The following is a 21040-nucleotide window of genomic DNA, read 5'->3' as shown; positions in this document are numbered from 1 at the left end:
AATTATGGATTATAAAGATACACAAGCTGCTTTAAGCACTATTACTTATAACAAAAACGAAATTGAGGCTCAAACCGAAAATATTTATGAGGCTATTTCTATTATTGCAAAAAGAGCAACACAAATCAATTCTGATTTAAAGAAAGAATTAGTTGATAAATTAGATGAGTTTGCTACTTATAATGATAGTTTAGAAGAAGTTTTTGAAAATAAAGAACAAATAGAAGTATCTAAATTTTACGAACGTTTGCCTAAACCGACTGCAATTGCTGTTGAAGAATGGTTAAACGAAAAAGTATATTTTAGAACTCCAGACGCAGAATAATGTCTGTTTTAAGCGGTAAAAAAATTCTATTATGTGTAACAGCTGGAATTGCTGCTTATAAAACGGCTAGTTTAGTTCGTTTGTTTATAAAATTAGGCGCAGATGTTAAAGTTATTATGACACCTGCGTCTAAAGATTTTATAACACCTCTTACACTTTCTACACTTTCTAAAAATCCTGTTCATTCTACTTTTTATGAAAAAGAAGAAGAAAATGAATTATGGAATAATCATGTAGATTTAGGGCTTTGGGCAGATTATTTTTTAATTGCTCCAGCTACAGCAAATACACTTTCTAAAATGTCTAATGGTACTTGCAACAATTTATTGTTAGCAACGTATTTATCTGCAAAATGTCCTGTATACTTTGCGCCAGCCATGGATTTAGATATGTATATTCATCCATCAACTAAAGAAAGTTTACAAAAATTACAATCTTTTGGTAATATATTAATTCCTGCTGCTTCAGGAGAGCTTGCAAGTGGATTGGTTGGAGAAGGTAGAATGGCAGAGCCAGAAGATATTGTTTCTTTTATAGAAAATGATATTTTATCGAAATTACCACTTCGTGGGAAAAAGGTTTTAATAACAGCTGGTCCAACATATGAAGCTATAGATCCTGTTCGTTTTATAGGAAATCATTCTTCAGGAAAAATGGGTTTTGCAATTGCAAATGCTGCTGCTAATTTAGGCGCAGAGGTTATTTTAATATCAGGTCCTAGTCATCAGCAAATAAAACATTCTTTTGTAACTAGAATTGATGTTGTTTCTGCGGATGATATGTACAATGCAGCGCATACCTATTTTAATAATGTAGATATTGCAATTTTATCTGCAGCTGTTGCAGATTACAAACCAAAAAATATTGCAAATCAGAAAATAAAAAAGAAAGATTCTTCGTTAGTAATGGAGTTAACTCCAACAAAAGACATTTTGGCTTCTTTAGGAGTTATTAAGAAAAATCAGTTTTTGGTTGGTTTTGCTTTAGAAACTAATAATGAAATTGAAAATGCAAAAAGTAAGATTAAACGTAAAAATTTAGATGCTATTGTTTTAAATTCATTACAAGATAAAGGTGCTGGTTTTGCAACAAACACAAATAAAATTACTATTATTGATAAAGATTTTAGTGAAAAACCATTTGAATTAAAATCGAAGATAGAAGTTGCTAAAGATATTATTAGCGAGATAATAAGTAAAATAAATTAAAATATTTCGATCTAAATTTATTAGACTAATATTATATCTGTTCGAGTGATTTTTGAACAATAAAAAATAGTATCAAAATCAATTAAAAAATATAAGATGCGTAAACTTGTTTTTCTTTTTGCTTTATTATTATCTAGTATCAATACAAATTCTCAAGAGTTAAATTGTTTGGTAACTGTAAATGATGAACAGGTTGCAGGTTCTAATAAACAAGTTTTTACAACTTTACAAAAGTCTTTAAATGAGTTTATTAATCAAACAAAATGGACAGATAGAATTGTTGATAATGAAGAAAAAGTAGATTGCGCAATGACCATTATTATAACTGCTAGAGATAATAATACGTTTACAGCTACTTTACAAGTACAATCTACAAGACCCATTTTTGGTTCTAGTTATACAAGCCCTGTTTTAAACTTAAAAGACAATGATTTTTCTTTTAAATACAACGAATTCGATCCTTTAGTCTATAATAAAAACTCTTTTGATAGTAACTTAATTTCTACAATTGTTTTTTATGTTTACACAATTTTGGGTTTAGATGCTGATACTTTTTCTAAATACGGAGGAGAAACTGAATTAAAAGAAGCGCAGAATGTAATGTTGCAAGCACAACAAAGTGGTTTATCTTCATGGCAAAATGTTGTGGGAAAGCAAAATCGTTATTTATTAATAGATAATTTGTTATCTCCAAAATTAAAAAACTACAGAAATACTTTATACAACTATCACATTAAAGGTTTAGATAATTTTGCAAATAATAAAGATTATGCAAAACAATCTATAGAAGATGCAGTTTTATCTATAGAAGGCATCTATAACAAAACAGTTGGTAATTTCTTAATCCGTACTTTTTTTGATGCAAAAGCAGATGAAGTTGTAAGTATATATTCTGATGGACCTAGAACTAGAAACGCCGCTCGTTTAGCAACTACTTTAAGAAAAATTTCTCCCAATAACAACGCTAAATGGAGAAGTATTGAATAATAGTTTTCTTTATTTTTTATGAAATTATTTCACTAAATTTAATCTCTAAAATTTAGCGAATTTGTTAACTTCATTATCTATACATAACTACGCATTAATCAATCAATTATCTATTGATTTTTCTTCTGGTCTTTCTATTATTACTGGAGAAACAGGAGCTGGTAAATCGATACTTTTAGGAGCTTTAGGTTTAGTTCTAGGTAATAGAGCAGATTTATCTTCATTAAAAGACACTTCTAAAAAATGTATTGTAGAAGCCAAAGTTGCTATTTCTAATTATAATTTAAAAGATTTTTTTGAAGAAGTAGATTTAGATTACGAAGACATTACTATTTTAAGAAGAGAAATTTTACCATCTGGTAAATCGCGTGCTTTTGTAAATGATACGCCTGTTAATTTATCAATATTAAATCAATTACGTTCTCAATTGATTGATGTACATTCTCAACATCAAACGATGGAATTGTCTGATGTTAATTTTCAATTCTCAGTTTTAGATGCTTTAGCTAAAAATACATCAAAAGTAGCTTCTTATAAAAGAGGCGTTCAGCAATTAAATGTGCTTAAAAAAGAGTTAGAAAATCTAGAGACAACGCAGAGAGAAGTTAATTTACAACACGATTATAATTTACATTTATTTACAGAATTAGAAGATGCTAATTTACAAGCAGCCGAACAAGAAGAACTAGAGAGTAAGCTAGAAAAATTAAATAATATAGAAGACATAAAGCTTAATTTATCTGAAGCTTTAGATATTTCTGTGAATGAACAATCTGGTATTCAAAATCTACTACAGACTTTAGAAAACAGGTTGTCTAAAATTGCACCTTTTTCTAAAGAATATCAAGAAATATCAGAAAGAATAACAAGTGTAAAAATAGAGGTTGATGATATCATTGGCGAATTAGAAACGGCCAATGAAAATGTAGAATTCAATCCAAATGAAGCTGAAGAAATTAATTACAGGTTACAATTGTTATATAATTTACAGAAGAAACATTATGTGAATTCTAATGAAGAATTATTAACGATTCTAGAAACGTTATCAGAAAAAGTAAGTTTAGTAGAAAATGCAGATGCAACAATCAATCAAAAGAAAAAAGAGATTGAAAGCGTATCTGAAAAACTAGATAAAGTAGCTTTAAAAATATCAGCTTCAAGAAAAAAAGTAATTAAAAACTTAAAAAGCGAATTAGAAGAGTTGCTCTCAGAATTAGGTATGGAAAATGCTCGCTTTTCTATCAACATAAAACCAACAAAAACGTATTTTTCAAACGGAAAAGATGAATTAGAATTCCTTTTTTCTGCAAACAAAGGTGGTAATTTTGGCGAGTTAAAGAAAGTAGCTTCTGGTGGAGAATTATCTAGAATAATGCTTGCTGTAAAGAAAGTCTTATCAGAAAATATACAATTACCAACTATTATTTTTGATGAAATTGATACAGGTGTTTCTGGAGAAGTTTCCAATAAAATTGCTGCAATTATGCAACAAATGAGCAAGCATATGCAAGTAATTTCTATAACACATTTACCACAAGTTGCAGCTAAAGGAAATAACCATTATAAAGTATATAAAAAAGAAGTAAATAGAATTACAACTACAAATTTAAAATTACTTACTATAGAAGAAAGAATTGTAGAAATTGCAGAAATGTTAAGCGGAAAAGAGATTTCTGAAACGGCTTTAACACATGCAAAAGAGTTATTAAATTAAGATTATATTTGCAGCAACAAAACAAACAACTAAAAACGAACATTAACAATTTATACGTATGTCATATAATTTATTAAAAGGAAAAAGAGGAATCATTTTTGGAGCTTTAAATGAGCAATCTATTGCTTGGAAAATAGCAGAAAGAGCACATGAAGAAGGCGCAACCTTTGTATTAACAAATGCACCTATTGCTTTAAGAATGGGAGAGTTAAATGCATTAGCAGAGAAAACAGGTTCTCAGGTTATTGGAGCAGATGCAACTTCTATGGAAGATTTAGAAAGTTTAGTAGAAAAGTCTATGGAAATTTTAGGAGGTAAAATTGATTTCGTTTTACACTCAATTGGTATGTCTGTAAACGTACGTAAAGGAAAACATTATACAAACCCTAAATATGATTTTACAACTAAAGGTTGGGATATTTCTGCGGTTTCTTTTCATAAAGTAATGAATGTTTTATATAATAAAAATGCAATGAGCGAATGGGGTTCTATTGTTGCTTTAACGTATATGGCTGCACAAAGAGTGTTTCCTGATTATAATGATATGGCAGATAATAAAGCATATTTAGAAAGTATTGCTCGTAGTTTTGGGTATTTCTTTGGTAGAGATCATAAAGTACGTGTAAACACAATTTCTCAATCACCAACACCAACAACTGCAGGAAGCGGAGTTAAAGGTTTTGATGGTTTTATAGAGTATGCAGAAAAAATGAGTCCGTTAGGTAATGCAACAGCTTTAGAGTGTGCAGATTACACAATTACAATGTTCTCAGACTTAACTAAAAAAGTAACTTTACAGAACTTATTTCATGACGGAGGATTCTCTAACATGGGTGTAAGTGATCCTGTAATGGATAAATTTGTAGGAGAAGAGTAATTTTTATTACTTCATAAATTCATTAGGATGCCATTATTATATTGGCATCCTTTTTTTGTTATTTTTACTCACGAATTTAATTTTTATAAATGGGATTTTTTAAGAAAGTTGACAAGGCATTAAAACAAACAGCAAGTTTTAATGTAATGGAAAGAACAGAAGTAGATATTCAAATTGAAGAAAATATAAAAACTGTTGGAATCGATAAGTTTGCAACTTCTGATTATGCCGATTTATATTTAAGAGTAAATGAATTAGGAGGATTTTTAATTTTGGAAACCATTATTGTGAGTGCTACCAATTTGAAAAGTAAAAAAGGAAGTACACTTACTTTTATTAATGATTCGCAAACTTTAAAATTAGAATCTGATGAAAATAAGATTGAATCTGATTTTTCTAGTAAAGTTAAAAAATCTATTACTAAAATTGATTACAACATATCTGAAGAAGAAGCTGCTTCTTTTAAGGAGCAAACTTTTGATGAAGTTCATTTTGAAATCAACGGAAACAAAATTGCGCTTTCTGTTTTAACATCATAGGTATTGAAGTTCGCATTCTCAATCATAATACCAGTTTACAATCGTCCGCAAGAAATAGACGAGTTATTAGCAAGTCTTACTAAGCAAGATTTTTCTACTCATTTTGAGGTGTTAATTATTGAAGATGGTTCTACTGATTCTTCAGAAGAAATTGTAAGTAAGTATGAGTCTCAGCTCGATTTAAAATACTTTTTTAAAGAAAACAGTGGAGCAGGAGCAAGCAGAAATTTCGGAATGCAAAATGCTTCTGGAAACTATTTTATTATTTTAGATTCAGATGTTATTGTTCCTGAACAGTATTTGTTAGAAGTGCAAAATGCTTTAGAAAACAATTTTACGGATGCTTTTGGTGGACCAGATGCAGCTCATAAAAGTTTTACATCTTTGCAAAAAGCAATTAATTATTCTATGACTTCTGTGTTAACAACAGGCGGAATTCGTGGTAAAAAACAAACTGTTGGTAAATTTCAACCAAGAAGTTTCAATTTAGGACTGTCAATAAAGGCATTCGAAAAAACAGAAGGTTTTTCTAAAATGAAAAACGGAGAAGATATTGATTTAACCTTCAGATTGTGGGAAAATGGTTTTGAAACACAATTGATTGAAAAAGCGTTTGTGTATCATAAACGTAGAAGTACAATTAGACAGTTTTATAAACAAACGTTTGGGTTTGGTACTGCAAGACCTATTTTAAATAAAAAATATCCAGCAACTGCAAAACCAACCTATTGGTTTCCTAGTTTGTTTATTTTAGGTTTAGATGTCAGTGTTATTTTAGCAATTTTTGGTTACTATCAATTACTTTTTTTCTACGGATTTTATTTTCTAGCAATTTTTTTAGATTCATTATTTCAGAATAAAAACTTATATGTAGCTTTTTTAAGCATGATAACTTCTTTAACGCAGTTTTTAGGATATGGATTGGGTTTTTTAGAATCGAAGTTTTATCCCAAAAAAATATAAGATTCGCTAACGTGTTTGTACAAGATTTAGTTGCGTTGGTTTAGTAGTAAAGTTACTAAAACAGGCTTTTGCAATTGCAAAATCAGGATTAATATATGATAACAACTATAAAAGTAATTTAGTGCAAAATTAATGAGTTTTTACTTGTTTTTTACCACAGTACTTTGTTGTAGTGCGCTTTTTTTCGTTCACCTGGTTTTCAAAATCATCCGTCATTTAATCTTTTTAATAAATAGTTCCTTATATGTTTTACCAATAGGAATTACTTGGTCACCAATAAATACTTGATTTCCGTATATTTTTGTGATTTTGTCTATATTGATAATAAACGAACGATGTATCTGTATAAATCTGAAATTTTGTAGTTTTTCATTCCAATTACGCAAACTATCTAAAACCAAAATGCTTTTTTCTGCGGTAATTACTTTTACATAATCAACCTCTGCTTTTAAAAATAAGATGTTATCGATATGTATGTTGTACAAGGTTTTATCTGAATATAAAAACAGGTTCTTATCAATTTCCTTTTTTTGATGAATTAAATTGTTTCTAACTCTGTTTACGGCTTTAAAAAAGCGCTCAAAAGAAAAAGGTTTTAATAAGTAATCTACGACGGATTCTTCAAAAGCTTCAATAGCATAATTGGAATATGCTGTGGTTATAATAACCTTTGGTGGATTGGTAATTGTTTTCAAATAAGATATTCCATTTAACTCAGGTAATTGAACATCGAGAAACAAAATATCTGCTTGTAGTAATTTGTCTTGAGTAATGTCCAACCCATTTTCATAAATGCCAATACAATCTAGAAAAGGAGTTTTGTTAATATAACTTAGCAACACTTCTTGAGCTGGCTTTTCGTCTTCTAAAATTATACAATGAATCATAATTGGATATTAAGTGTTACTTTAAAAAGCTTGTTATCATCAAGAATATGCAATTGATGATTGTTGGGATATAAATATTCAAGTCGTTTTTTAGTGTTGGCAATGCCGATACCACTTTTCTTCCAATTTGAATCAATATCTCTTTTTGCTTTTTCATTGTACGGATTCTCACAATAAAAAGTAAATGCATTGTCTTTTAATGTGATTTTTATTTTTATAAGATGCGATGAATCTCTTAAAAGGCTTGTATATTTAAACGCATTTTCTACAAATGAAATTAATAATAAAGGAGCAATTTCCTTTTCATCGTTATCTATATTTATTGATAAATCAATATTTATTTTATCTAAAAGACGCTCTTCTTGTAGATTGATATAATCTTTTAAATGTGCGATTTCTTTTTTTAAAGAAACGTATTCATTTTGTCCTTCATGTAAAACATATCTAAATATATCAGATAAATTTAAAATCATTTCAGCTGTCTTGTCATCTTTTTTTAATGCACTTGAGTAAATAGTGTTTAAAGTGTTAAACAAGAAATGCGGATTAATTTGAGATTTTAATCCAGACAATTCTGCTTGTTGCTTCTTTTTATAAGCATCTTCTAAAGCAATTTGTTTTTTATAAGACTCTTTAATTGAGTATAAGAAATAGGCAAACAATGACAAAACAGTATAGGTGGAAATATAACCTATCGCATAATAACTTAAAAAAGAAGAGGAGTGTGTTCCTTTAAATAACCAATTGTGGACTTGTAAATTCAAGTATCCAACGATACAAAAGAGAATAAATAATAATATTACATTTCTCAGTTTTTTTTAGCAGGAAAAAAGAGCAAATAAGACACATAAAACACAATCAGCCCAAAAATTAAATCATTTAACTCACTATAAAAATGATATGGTGTTTTTCTACCAATAGATTTAAAAAAAGGAAATAACAAGTATATAGTCCAAAAACCCATATGTAAAAAAGGTTCTCCGGCTCGAAATTTTTCAATAAATGCTCTTTCTTTAAAAACGTTACCTTCCATTTTTGTAAAACTTAATCTATAGGTGTTTCATTATATTTTCTGTCTTTTCTACTTCTAAACCTTTCTTTGTTTTCAAACAATTTGTAATTTAAACTCAATAAAAAGTTCTGGGTTTGTGACTGAAAACCCCAAATAGTATTTTGACTTAAATTAATTGTTTTACTAGTCCTATTTATAAAATTGTTATTAAAAACATCAACGATTCTTAAGTTTACAGAGAGTTTATTTTTTATAAACCGTCCGTTTATAGCAAAATCTAATCTGTTTCTAGATTTCACATAGTTAAATGTGTTTTGACGTTTTGGTGTGTAAAGATACGTTATATCAGCTGTGAAATTTTCACTAATATTAATTGTGTTCTTAAATTGAATATTGGAAGCATATGTTCTATCCCAAGTAACTGCTGAACTTTGATTGATTTTAGTAAAATAGTAATTTCCTGAAAGCCTTGAATCCAAAAAAGGTGTCAATTTATATCTTAATGATGTTTCAATCCCAAAAGAATTAAATGCGCCTGAATTTTCATAACGAAATACTTGTTTGTCATTTTCTGAAGATTCTGTCCATAAAATTACATTTTTTCTATGTCTATAAAAGCTTGTAATTCCTAAATTGAATCCTTTAGCACTTTTTTGATAACTAAGTTCAATATTATCAGTAAGTTCTGGTGTTATATCTGGATTAAATCTCCAAATATAAAGAGGGTTAACAATTTGAAACGCATTAATGTGATGAAAATTTGGTCTTGACACTCGCTTACTATACCCCAAATTTAGTGTGTTGCCATCATTTATGGGGTATGAAATATGTAAAGAAGGAAATAGGTTTAAGAACTTTTGTGATGATTTGAAATTAGTTGCCTTATTTTTTGAATTAGATTTGAAATATTCATAGCGCAACCCAGCCTGTAAGTTTATTTTGCCTAAAGAAAATTTACCTAATCCAAATAAGCTAACTAAAGATTCATCATATTCAAATTGATTTTTAGTAGATACCTCATTTACTGGAGTAAATATATCTTGACTATTTAATTTTTGTGTGTCTAGAGATAAGCCTGTCTCAATAATTAATTTATCATTAACAGGAAAATTGTAATCTAAAGCTAAGGATTGCAACACAAAATCTTCAGTTAAAAATTGTTTAAATAAAAGTGTGTTATCTTCATAATCTGTTATTGGATAATTATTATTACTACTATTTATATTGTAATCTAATTCTAAAAAATGCTGACTGTCATCAAATTTTAACCTGTAGTTTGCATTAAATATGGTTACATAATGAAAGTGGCTATTCTCTCTTAAAAACTCATAATCATCGTGTGCTGTTACATTAAAATAATTTGATTTGTTAAAATAATTATGAGAATCATCTGTGTAATCTATTTCAAAAGAAAATTCGTGTCTGTCTTTAATATAGAAATCTAACCCAGCAGCAATTTTGTAAACACCTCCATCAAATTTATAAGGCGTAAAAATACTCTCGGTATTCCCATTATTAAATTGACGATGTATCGTTTGATTATTAGTTTCTTTACTGTTCGATTTTGAAGCGTTCCAGCGAAAATTTATGGAAGACAAATTATAATTTCCATTTAAACCATAACTATGCCGTCTGGTTCCAATTGATGTGTTAAGCCCTAAGTTCAATCCTGAATTTATATTCTTCTTTAAAATTATATTGATAATTCCAGAAAGTCCATTGGCCTTGTGTTTTGCTGAAGGTGAGGTTATAATTTCCACTCTATCAATAGACGAAGACGGAATTTGTTGTAATAATTCTGTAGCGCTTAATGAAGAAGGTTTGCCGTTTACCAAAACACTTACATTATCACTGCCACGTAGTGAAATAGTGCCAGTAGCAATATCGGTTTGTACTTCAGAGATTTGGTCAAAAGCTTCTAATGCATTTACACCAGCTTGTTGGATATCACTACCAAGATTAATGACTTTTCTGTCTATTTTAAGTTGTGTTGTGGTTCGTTTTCCTTTAATCATTACTTCCTCTAACACAGTAGTATCAACCTGTAATATTATAACCAATTCTTTTTTATTTTCAATTTCTGAAAAAGTTAATCGCAATGTTTCGTAACCAATAAAACTAACTTCTAGATGTGTAAATGCTTTACTCGTATTTAGTTGAAATTTTCCATTTTCATCAGCAGATACACCATCCACTAATTCAATTTTATTATAAATTGCTATAGCCGCAAAAGGGACTGTCTCTTGTGTAATACTGTCAATTACAATTCCTTTTAATTTTGTTTTTTGAGCAGATACTGATGTAACTATAAAAAGCAATAATAAATGTAAGATTAATATACGTTTCAAAATAATAGTTTTTAAATTCAAAACAAAGTTGCTGTTATGCTAACTATTTAAAAACTTTAATATGTAAACGTACTTTATTGCTCTGTGAAAGAATAGGCTAAAAACAGGGGCTTCTTTAAAATGCACTACAACGTTAACATGAATATGCAACGTTTCAATGTTTTATATTCATAGTTAGCGAAGTTAGTTTTTTAGATTTTAAAAATCAAGAGGATAAACACCCTTTTATTCAATCGTATTCAATGTTTTAAATTGTAAATTATCCAAAGAGTTAGCATTAGTTTCAAACTCAATAATTTTCCTTTCATTTGGCAACAAATCAAAAAAGTTATCAGAAAAATGCCCTTTATCATTTGTAAATAAAAATAAATCTTTTTGTAAAACAGTACTTTCTAAAGTGATAAAAAATCCTTTGTCAGTTTTGGTAATACTTTTAAGAATTTCATCTTTTGGTAAGTTTAAATCTTTCGGTTTTGCAAAATAGAAATAAGATTTTTCATTATTAAATTCAGCTACTAAAACAGTAGTGTTTTTATTAATTTCATTTAAAGAAAAGTTATAATATTGTTTGCTGCTATTTCCTAAAACTTCAATCTCTTTTGCATCAGACCAAATCTCTTTTCCGTAAAAGTCAATAATTTTTAGTTTTAAAGTTCCTGTTATATTCTCGAAAGTATCATTAATAACAAACGTTTTTACAGCATTATTTTCAATTTTAGAAGAAATTAAAACGTTTTCAAAAGCATTTTTGGTTTTGTATTGCAACGCTTTCCAATTGCCAAAATAATCGATGCTAGACCAAGAAATTGCTGGCCAGCAATCGTTTAATTGCCAATATAAAGTCCCCATATTTGTAGGTTTTGCTCTTCTGTGGGCTTCAATGCCCATAACAATTCCTTTGGCTTGTAATAATTGACTTACATACGCATAATCTTCATCATTTGTAGGAACATTATAATCACGCGTCATATATTCATTAATCAGCTGAAAACCTCGAATGTGTTTTTGATGCGATTTAATTCCATCAGTTTTTAAATCAATTGCATCACTTTGATTGATGTATTTTAAAGTCTCAAAACTCGGAAAAGACTGAAAACCGAATTCGCTCATAAACCTAGGAACTTTTTCTTCAAAATGTTCAAACGGAGTAGCATCATGCCAAACCCACCAATCGTGTGCATCGCCTTCAAATTCATATTTAGGATTTCCACGTCCGTATTTTGGTGAAGATTCCCAATAATCAGTTTCACTAAATTTAGCAACTATATTTGGTAGAATGGTATCGAAAACAATTAAATAATCGTTCCAAATTTCTTGTTTCTCTTTTTCTTTTCTATTTGCTTGCCAACCCCAACGTTTCCAACCTTCTAAATTTTCATTATTACCGCACCATAAAGCAATAGAAGCATGATTTTGTAATCTTTTAACTTGTTGTTTTGCTTCTTCTTTTACGTTTTCTAAAAAAGCTATATCTCCTGGATACATAGCACAAGCAAACATAAAATCTTGCCAAATTAGAATTCCTTTTTCATCGCACAAATCGTAAAAAACATCATTTTCATAAATTCCTCCGCCCCAAACACGTAACATATTCATATTAGAGTTTACAACATCAGACAATAATTTTTCATAATGATTATCGTTAACTTTATTCTGAAAACTATTCTGCGGAATGTAATTCGCACCTTTTGCATACACAGGTTTTCCGTTCAATTCAAAATAAAAAGATTCGCCAATAGTATCTTTTTCGGTAATCAGTTTTATAATTCTTAAGCCTTTTTTTATTGATTTCTCATCTTTTATTTTTCCATCAGCAATTAACTGAAAATTAAAATGATATAAATAAGGATCACCTAAATTATGTGTCCACCATAAAGTAGGATTTATAATTTCTATAGGAACTTTATATGTGTGTTTCCCTTTTTTTAGCGTTAGATTCGAAGAAATTACTTCTCTATTAATTTTGGTAAACAGGTTTACATTTTTATCGGTAGCACTTTCAATAGTAATTTCAACCGATAAAGTAGCTTTTTCTTTGTTGAGTTCTTTCTGTTTAATAAAGATGTTTTCAAATTTTAAATCGTCCCAAGCATTAATATAAATGTCTTTCCAAATACCAGAAGTATTTAATTTTGGTCCCCAATCCCAACCATATTGAAATTGTGCTTTTCTTGTGAAAATTCGCTCTCCTTCGGGTAATTTATATGGATTTTTATGCGCTGCAATTTCTTCTTTAGAAGCTGTATTTGTAAAAATAACTCTAAGTTGATTCTCTTTTTTTGCAATTTTTTTAATATTAAAGTTAAATTTTCTAAAAGCATTATTTGTTTGTCCTAGTAAGGAATCATTCAAATAAATAGAAGCGTAGGTATCTAAACCTTCAAAATTAAGAGCAATGTTATTCTTCTTTAAAATTTTGTCTGATAATTGAAATGTGGTTTTGTATTCCCAATTTTTACCTGAAACCCATTGTACTTTTTCTTCATTATTTTTGATAAAAGGATCTTCAATAATTTTATGATCTAATAAATCTGTAAAAATATTTCCAGGAACAGAAGCCGATTTCCAATCTAAAGTGTCAACGCCTTTAAATTGCCAATTATTGGTTAATGTTGTCTTTATAGGTGTGTCTTTTTCTATAGTAGAACAGCTATAAAACACTATAATTGATAAATAATATAGTAGATGATATTTTTTTAAATTACTGTCAATTCGAGTGAGTTTTAAAGTGTGAAACTTTAAAATTTGTATCGAGAATAAGTAATTTAATTTTATAAAAAGTTCTCGATACAATTTTGAGAAAAAACTCAAAATTACTTGAAAAGACATTTTTGAAAATGTTTTACGCATCTTTAATAACGTTTAGTATTTCTTTAATATTTTCAAAATCAGAAATGGTTTGTGGTGTTTTATCAAAGAAAATAGTACTTTCTTTATCAATGATTTTAGATGCAGAAGCATGAATTTCTTTAAATTTTGCTACTTTAAAAATGCGTGCATTTTTAGCATTTATACCGCTTCCGGGTAGAATTATCAATTTATCTTTTGCTAATTGTTGTAATTCAATTAAAAGATAAATTCCGTTTTCTGCTTTTAACTTTTGACCAGAAGTAAGAATTCTATCCACTTTTAAATCAATTAATTGTTGCAAAGATTCTTGCGGATTGTCAACACAGTCAAAAGCTCTATGAAACGTAAAAGATAAGGGTTTTGAAAGTTCAACTAATTCTTTTGTTCTTTCTATATCTATGGAATTATCAGTATTTAAAACACCAGAAACAATACCATTAAAACCCAGTTTTTTACAAAGTAAAATGTTTTCTTTCATCAAAGAAAACTCATCATCTATATAACAAAAATCTCCACTTCTAGGTCTAATTAACACGTTTACAGGAATCGTAATTTCTTCTGATATTTTTTTTAAAATGGCATAAGAGGGTGTGATTCCACCAACAGAGAGTTCAGAACATAATTCTATTCTGTCTGCTCCCGCTTTTTGAGCATTTATTGCAGATAGATATGAGTTTGCGCAAATTTCTAATTTCATAATTTTCTATTTGTCATTGCGAAGAAGAATAACGTGGCAATCTTATTTAGATAATCTTTTACTTTGTTATGTAATTTATCCTCTTTTAAAGTATTTGTTATATCGAGTGATTTTGAGTTTTTTATCAAAATTGTATCGAGATGTTTTTTTATTCTTCAAAAATTCACTCGAACAGACAGCATATTTTTATTCTACGATTATTTCATCAATAAATAACCAAGATTTATGACCTGCACCTTGTTTTCCCGAAGGAATAATTCCATAATTTGGTATTTTTAAATGAATTAGGGTTGCTTTTTTTATGCTTAAAAGTTTGGTTAAAATTCACTAATAAATTTTCAGAAAGACCTATTTCATAACCTTCAAAATAACTTCCATCAAAACTAATTAAAACCTCTTTCGGTGCATAAATCCATTGTCCATTTCCATTATGAAAACGGGTTGAAATTGAATTAATATCTGTTGGTTTATCAAACTCAATTGTAATTTCTACATCATCTCCATTAAAACCTAACCACTCTTTATCTCCATAACGTTTGTTGTTACCAGAAATTCCATTTATAAAGGCTTGTTTTCCTCCGGCATTATAAGATTTATGAGGTGCTACTTTTAAAGAAATACTTTTACCAACAGCTTTGTGTAGGTTTATTTTTTGTTCAAAAATATTGCCAAGTTGTTTACCTTCAATATTAAAAACTGCAGCTTTAATTGTTACGCTTTTATCAATTTTAATTTTATCAGAATATTTACTTGAAGTATTTAATGGATTAGAACCATCGGTTGTAAATAAAATATTTTTCCCTTTTGTTGTAGTTTCTAATTGGTAGCTAATTTGACTATCCTTATTAATTAATTTACCAGAAACTTCATATAGATGATTTGCATAATTTACATTTATTACATCTAATTTTTTATTAAAGAACTCTAATCTTTTTACGAATTCGTTATAATTTTTTGTATCTGATTTAGACCAAACAACTTCACTCAAAGCAATCATTCTTGGGAAAGCCATATATTCTACTTTTTCTGGAGTTTGCATATATTCTGTCCAAACATTTCCTTGCGCTCCTAATACATATTTTGCTTCCTCTTTAGTTAATTCTTTAGGAATCGGGTTAAAACTATATACTTTTTCTAAAGGTAAAAAACCTCCAATAGCAATGGGCTCATTTTCATTAGTAGATTGATAATGGTCGAAATAACAATGAGATTGTGGTGTTAAAATTACGTTGTGTTTTTCTTTAGCAGCTTCAATTGCACCTTTTGTTCCTCGCCAAGACATAACTGTTGCATTAGGCGCTAAACCACCTTCTAAAATTTCATCCCAGCCAATAATTTGTTTTCCTTTAATGTTGATGTATTTTTCCATTCTGGTGATAAAATAACTTTGCAATTCATGCTCGTTTTTTAAGCCTTCTTTTTTGATGAGTTTCTGACAATGTTTACATTTATTCCAATTCGTTTTAGGTGCTTCATCGCCACCAATATGAATGTATTTTCCAGGAAATAAAGCAACAACTTCATCAATTACATCTTCTAAAAATTTAAAAGTCGATTCTTTTGGGCAGTACACTTCTTCAAAAACGCCCCATTTTGTAGCGACTTTAACTTGTTCATTTGTGCAACCTAATTCAGGATATGCAGAAATTGCAGCTTGAGAATGTCCAGGCATTTCTATTTCTGGTATTATGGTAATTTGTCTTTCCGTTGCATATTTTACAACTTCTTTAATTTCTTCTTGAGTATAAAATCCGCCATATTTTTTTCCATCAAATTTGTGAGGCTGATCATTATAATGGTCAATTAAAGTTTCATCTCTATAAGCAGCAATTTCTTGTAATTTTGGATATTTTTTAATTTCAATTCTCCAACCTTGATCTTCAGTTAAGTGCCAATGAAAAGTATTCATTTTTAACATCGACATTAAATCCAAGTATTTTTTGATAAAATCTACAGAGAAAAAATGACGACCAACATCTAAATGCATTCCTCTGTAAGAAAAACGAGGAGCATCTTTAATCTCTAAACATTGAATTGCAAATTCATTTTCTTTAGATGCTTCAAAATCAGAAGGTAATAATTGTCTGATTGTTTGAAAAGCATAAAAAGCGCCTTTTTGTGATTTAGCAGCAATCGTAATTTCTGAAGTAGAAATAGTTAATTGATAACCTTCTTTATTAGTAATTGATGTATCAATTTTAAAATGAATTTTAGTTTTTTCACCACTATTTAATTCAATATTTTTTTGATTTTCAACATAAGATTTAAAGAAAGTTGCAACGTCTTCTAATTCTTTATCAAATGTTAATTTTGTTTGGCTATTTAAGAGAAAAGCTCCTTTTTTTATAACCTGTTCTGTAGGAATTGGTATTATTAATGACGAAATTGGATTTTTATTTTCTTTAAAACATGCTGTTAATAGTAGTATTATTGTTGTGTGTATTATAAAACGTGTTGTTAGTCTAAAAGTGCCCATATGTTAATTGATTGATTATCGCTATCTTGCTAATTTAGACAAAAATTTATATTTATAAAATCATGAAAAAAGCTATCCAAATTTCACTTTTATTTGTCTTTTTTGCTTTCATTTCTTGTCAGAAACCAACTGTAGTTTCTAATGCAAAAAAAGATAAAAATCTTATTTCTTATGTAAATCCGTTTATTGGAACAGGTGGTCATGGACACACATATCCAGGAGCAACAATGCCTTTTGGTATGATGCAATTGTCTCCAGATACACGTTTAGATGGTTGGGATGGTTGTTCTGGTTATCATTATTCAGATGATGAAATCTACGGATTTTCGCACACGCATTTAAGTGGAACAGGAGTTTCTGATTATGGAGATATTTTACTGATGCCAACAGATAAGCAGATTTTTAATAATGGAGCAGATGGAAAAGAAGGGTATAAATCTAAGTTTTCTCATGATAAAGAAGTTGCAGAGCCTGGTTTTTATAAAGTGCATTTAGATGATACTAATATTGATGTTGAATTGACAGTTTCAAAAAGAAGTGGAATTCATAAGTACATTTTTCCTTCCAAAGAAAATCAGTTTGTAATTTTAGATTTATTGCACAGAGATAAAGTGTTAGATGCAAAAATTAATAGAGTTTCTGATACAGAATTAACAGGACATCGTTTTTCTAGTGCTTGGGCAACAGATCAACGATTGTTTTTTGCAATTGAAACATCACACTCATTTTCGGATGTGTTACAATCACCAGAAAAAAAGGAATGAAAGGTGCTCAAAAAATAGCCTTGAAATTCAACAACCCAAATAACGAGCCTGTTTTTATCAAAATCGGAATTTCTGCAGTTGATATTGAAGGTGCAAAGAAAAATTTAAAAGGAGAAATAGGAAATCAAACTTTTGAACAAGTTAAAAAAACGGCACAAGATTTTTGGGAAGAGCAATTAGAAAAAATTGTAATTGAAGATTCAAATCTAGATAATAAGACAAATTTTTATTCATCTATGTATCACGTTTCAATTGCACCAAATTTATATCAAGATGTAGATGGAAGATACAGAGGAATGGATTTAAAAATTCACGAATCTAAAGATTTTGATTATTATACAGTATTTTCTATGTGGGATACTTATAGAGCTGCACATCCTTTATATACAATCATTGAACAAGAAAAAACTAACGATTTTGTAAACACCTTTTTAGCCAAATATGATGAAGGTGGTATTATGCCAATTTGGGATTTAGCAGGTAATTATACAGGTTGTATGATTGGTTATCATGCAGTGCCAATTATTGTAGATGCGTATTTAAAAGGCATTAAAAATTATGATATAGAGAAAGCTTTTAAAGCGATGAAACATTCTGCTACTCGTGATAAATTAGGATTGGATTCGTATAAAAACTTCGGATTTATTCCTGTGGAAAAAGAAAGTGAATCTGTGTCTAAAACTTTAGAATATGCTTATGATGATTGGACAATTGCACAAATGGCAAAATCATTAGGAAAAGATGAAGATTATAAAACTTACTCAGAAAGAGCACAATATTATAAAAATGTTTTTGATCCAGAATCTCAATTTATGAGAGGTCGTTTTAGAAATACTTGGTTTGCACCTTTTGATCCTTATGAAGTTAATTTTAATTACACAGAAGCAAACTCTTGGCAATACAGTTTTTATGTGCCACAAGATGTTACTGGTTTTATGAATTTATTAGGAGGTAAGCAACAATTAGAAAATCAATTAGATAAATTGTTTGTAGCAGAAAACAAAACTTCTGGTCGTCATCAATTAGATATTACTGGTTTAATTGGGCAATATGCACATGGAAATGAGCCAAGTCATCACATGGCATATTTATACAATTTTGTAAATAAACCTTATAAAACTCAAGAAAAAATTCGTCAGATTTTAACAGAATTGTACACAAATACTCCAGATGGAATTTCAGGAAACGAAGATTGTGGACAAATGAGTGCTTGGTATATTTTTAGTTCTTTAGGCTTTTATCCTGTAACTCCAGGAGCAAATCAATATATAATTGGTGCTCCTTTATTTAAAAAAGCAACTATTAATTTAGAATCAGGAAAATCGTTTACAGTACAAGCAAATAATATTTCATCAGAAAATAAATACATTAAATCGGTTTTGTTAAATGGAACTAATTATGAGAATTCTTTTATCAATCATACAGATATTATGAAGGGCGGAAGTTTGGTTTTTGAAATGACAAATGAGCCAACTTCTTGGGGAACGAAAGATGAATTTATTCCTTCAACAGAAATTAAAGAGCACTTAATTGTAGCCGCACCGTTTATTGCAAAAGGAGATATTGCTTTTAAAGGAAGTACAGAAGTTAGTTTACAAAATGTAGATAAAGAAGCAAGTATTTACTATACTTTAGGAGATGATTTTCAGCAATATAAACAACCTTTTACAATTTCTGATAAAGCGACTTTAAAAGTATATGCAGAAAAAGGAAACTCTAAAAGCACAATAATTACTACTGATTTTTTTAAAATAGATCCAAACTTAAAAATTGAATTACAAAGCGAATTTGCAAACCAATACAATGCTGGTGGAGATAATGCTTTAATAGACGGTATTGTTGGTGCAGAAGATTTTAGAACGGGTACTTGGCAAGGTTATTTTGATACAGATGTAGTTGCCATTGTAGATTTAGGAAAAGTAAAAGATATTAAAGAAATAGAAGTAGGTTTTTTAAAAGACCAACGTTCGTGGATATTCTTACCAACCAGCGTTCAATATTCAATTTCTATTAACGGTAAAAAATTTGATCCTATTTTTACGCCAAAATTGAAAAAAATAAATGAATCAAATAAAGTAGAAATAGAAAAAGTGAAAGCTAAAGTGTTAAAAAAAGCTAGATATATTAAAGTAGTAGCAAATAAATTAGGGCAACTTCCAGAATGGCATTTAGGATATAAACACAATGGTAGAAGTTGGTTATTTGTAGATGAAATTCAAATAAAACAATAAACTTATCATTTAGAGACATAAAAACAAATAAAAGTTAATAGAAATGAAACGTAGAAATTTTATAAAAAAAGCATCGGCAACAGGTTTAGGTTTGGTTGTAGTTTCATCAACTATAATAAGTTGTGATGAGACAAAACCAACCGAAAAAAACTGTAGCTTCAACCATAAAATCTGTTAAACCATTAGTAATTGCAACCTGGAAAACCGATTTAGCTGTAGAAACTGCAGCAGCATATTTAGCAAAAGGAGCTTCTGCACTAGATGCTGTAGAACAAGGTTGTAGAATAGAAGAAGCAAACGAAAAAGGGCAATCTGTAGGTAAAGGAGGTTTGCCAGACAGAGATGGTAATGTAACACTAGATGCTTGTATAATGGACGAAAAAGGGAATTACGGAGCCGTTTTAGGTGTTAAAAACATTAAACATGTAATTTCTGTGGCTAGAAAAGTAATGGAAGATACACCACATGTTATGTTGGTTGGTGAAGGAGCAGAACAATTTGCCGTTTCTAAAGGATTTGAAAGAGAAAATTTACTAACCGAAGCTTCTAAAAAAGCTTGGGAAAAATGGAAAATAAAATCAGAATACAAACCGATTATCAATATAGAAAACCACGATACAATTGGAATGTTAGCGGTAGATAAAGATGGTAATATTTCTGGAGCTTGTACCACAAGTGGTTTGGCTTATAAATTAGCAGGTAGAGTAGGAGATTCGCCAATTATTGGTGGCGGATTATTTGTAGACAATGAAGTAGGTGGCGCATCTGCAACTGGTTTGGGAGAAGAAGTTTTAAAAACCGTTGGTAGTTTTTTAATTGTAGAATTAATGCGACAAGGAAAAACCCCACAAGAAGCATGTGAAATTGCAATTGGAAGAATTGTAAATAAACCAGGTAAAGATTTTAAAAACTTTCAAGTTGGTTATATTGCGGTAAATAAACAAGGAGAAACAGGCGCGTATTCCATCCATCAATGGTTTAGTTACAATCTATTTAAAAACGGAGAAAACAAAAATATACAATCAAATTATTTTAATAAAGCATAAATTTTTTAGAAGCTATTTCCTGCTTTTCGCACTCGCTTTTTCTTCGTGCTGATAAAAATCAGCATATCAAAAAAGAGCTCAAACAAATGCTACAATCAGGGCTAAAAATATTTGCA

Annotated in this window: 13 protein-coding genes and 2 pseudogenes; 9 read left to right on the top strand and 6 right to left on the bottom strand. The window is 29.2% G+C overall.

Going from position 1 to position 21040, the window contains the following annotated elements; genetic code table 11:
• Positions 1–4: 4 nt before the first annotated feature.
• The 7 genes from N5A56_RS01040 to N5A56_RS01010 all read left to right on the top strand — a co-directional run bounded on the left by N5A56_RS01040 (position 5) and on the right by N5A56_RS01010 (position 6613).
• Entirely contained in the window at positions 5–325 is a 321-nt protein-coding gene (locus N5A56_RS01040) for a DNA-directed RNA polymerase subunit omega (protein WP_265724179.1), read from the top strand.
• Positions 325–1533, top strand: a complete 1209-nt coding sequence (gene coaBC, locus N5A56_RS01035) for a bifunctional phosphopantothenoylcysteine decarboxylase/phosphopantothenate--cysteine ligase CoaBC (RefSeq protein WP_265724180.1) — start codon at positions 325–327, stop codon at positions 1531–1533. Before N5A56_RS01040 ends, coaBC begins: the two co-directional genes overlap by 1 nt.
• A gap of 96 nt (positions 1534–1629) precedes the next feature.
• Positions 1630–2520 (top strand): type IX secretion system protein PorD, encoded by an 891-nt coding sequence (gene porD / locus N5A56_RS01030; protein ID WP_265724181.1) that lies wholly within the window; start codon positions 1630–1632, stop codon positions 2518–2520.
• Between the two features lie 61 nt (positions 2521–2581).
• The gene (recN, locus tag N5A56_RS01025) at positions 2582–4234 is read left to right on the top strand and encodes a DNA repair protein RecN (RefSeq protein ID WP_265724182.1); all 1653 of its coding nucleotides are present in this window, start codon (positions 2582–2584) and stop codon (positions 4232–4234) included.
• A 58-nt stretch (positions 4235–4292) separates the two neighbouring features.
• On the top strand, positions 4293–5111 hold the full coding sequence (locus N5A56_RS01020; RefSeq protein WP_265724183.1) for an enoyl-ACP reductase FabI: 819 nt from the start codon (positions 4293–4295) through the stop codon (positions 5109–5111).
• Positions 5112–5200: 89 nt separating this feature from the next.
• Positions 5201–5650 (top strand): hypothetical protein, encoded by a 450-nt coding sequence (locus N5A56_RS01015; protein ID WP_265724184.1) that lies wholly within the window; start codon positions 5201–5203, stop codon positions 5648–5650.
• A 3-nt stretch (positions 5651–5653) separates the two neighbouring features.
• Complete coding sequence (locus N5A56_RS01010) at positions 5654–6613, top strand: glycosyltransferase family 2 protein (protein WP_274270129.1); 960 nt, start codon at positions 5654–5656, stop codon at positions 6611–6613.
• Positions 6614–6825: 212 nt separating this feature from the next.
• Here the strand turns inward: N5A56_RS01010 and N5A56_RS01005 are convergent, their stop codons facing one another.
• The 6 genes from N5A56_RS01005 to N5A56_RS00980 all read right to left on the bottom strand — a co-directional run bounded on the left by N5A56_RS01005 (position 6826) and on the right by N5A56_RS00980 (position 16883).
• Complete coding sequence (locus tag N5A56_RS01005; protein WP_265724185.1) at positions 6826–7500, bottom strand: LytR/AlgR family response regulator transcription factor; 675 nt, start codon at positions 7498–7500, stop codon at positions 6826–6828.
• Positions 7497–8264 carry a sensor histidine kinase gene (locus tag N5A56_RS01000; protein WP_274270128.1) on the bottom strand — a complete coding sequence of 256 codons (768 nt, stop codon included), beginning with the start codon at positions 8262–8264 and terminating at the stop codon, positions 7497–7499. Before N5A56_RS01000 ends, N5A56_RS01005 begins: the two co-directional genes overlap by 4 nt.
• Before the next feature lie 280 nt (positions 8265–8544).
• Positions 8545–10860 carry an outer membrane beta-barrel family protein gene (locus N5A56_RS00995; protein ID WP_265724187.1) on the bottom strand — a complete coding sequence of 772 codons (2316 nt, stop codon included), beginning with the start codon at positions 10858–10860 and terminating at the stop codon, positions 8545–8547.
• A gap of 225 nt (positions 10861–11085) precedes the next feature.
• Positions 11086–13710, bottom strand: a complete 2625-nt coding sequence (locus N5A56_RS00990) for a beta-mannosidase (protein ID WP_265724188.1) — start codon at positions 13708–13710, stop codon at positions 11086–11088.
• Entirely contained in the window at positions 13703–14407 is a 705-nt protein-coding gene (locus N5A56_RS00985; protein WP_265724189.1) for a copper homeostasis protein CutC, read from the bottom strand. The genes N5A56_RS00990 and N5A56_RS00985 overlap by 8 nt, the downstream gene beginning before the upstream one ends.
• A gap of 223 nt (positions 14408–14630) precedes the next feature.
• Positions 14631–16883, bottom strand: a complete 2253-nt coding sequence (locus N5A56_RS00980) for a beta-N-acetylhexosaminidase (RefSeq protein ID WP_265724190.1) — start codon at positions 16881–16883, stop codon at positions 14631–14633.
• 62 nt (positions 16884–16945) lie between these two features.
• Between N5A56_RS00980 and N5A56_RS00970 the strand changes: the two are divergent.
• Together N5A56_RS00970 and N5A56_RS00965 are read left to right on the top strand one after the other, a co-directional pair.
• Positions 16946–19878, top strand: a pseudogene (locus N5A56_RS00970) (GH92 family glycosyl hydrolase).
• A gap of 43 nt (positions 19879–19921) precedes the next feature.
• Positions 19922–20924, top strand: a pseudogene (locus tag N5A56_RS00965) (isoaspartyl peptidase/L-asparaginase family protein).
• The last annotated feature ends 116 nt before the right edge of the window (positions 20925–21040 follow it).

Origin of the sequence: Polaribacter ponticola (assembly GCF_026191475.2) — a bacterium.
GTDB lineage: Bacteria > Bacteroidota > Bacteroidia > Flavobacteriales > Flavobacteriaceae > Polaribacter > Polaribacter ponticola.
The sequence above is the reverse complement of the archived record's forward strand: the minus strand, read 5'-3'. Positions and strand labels throughout refer to the sequence as shown.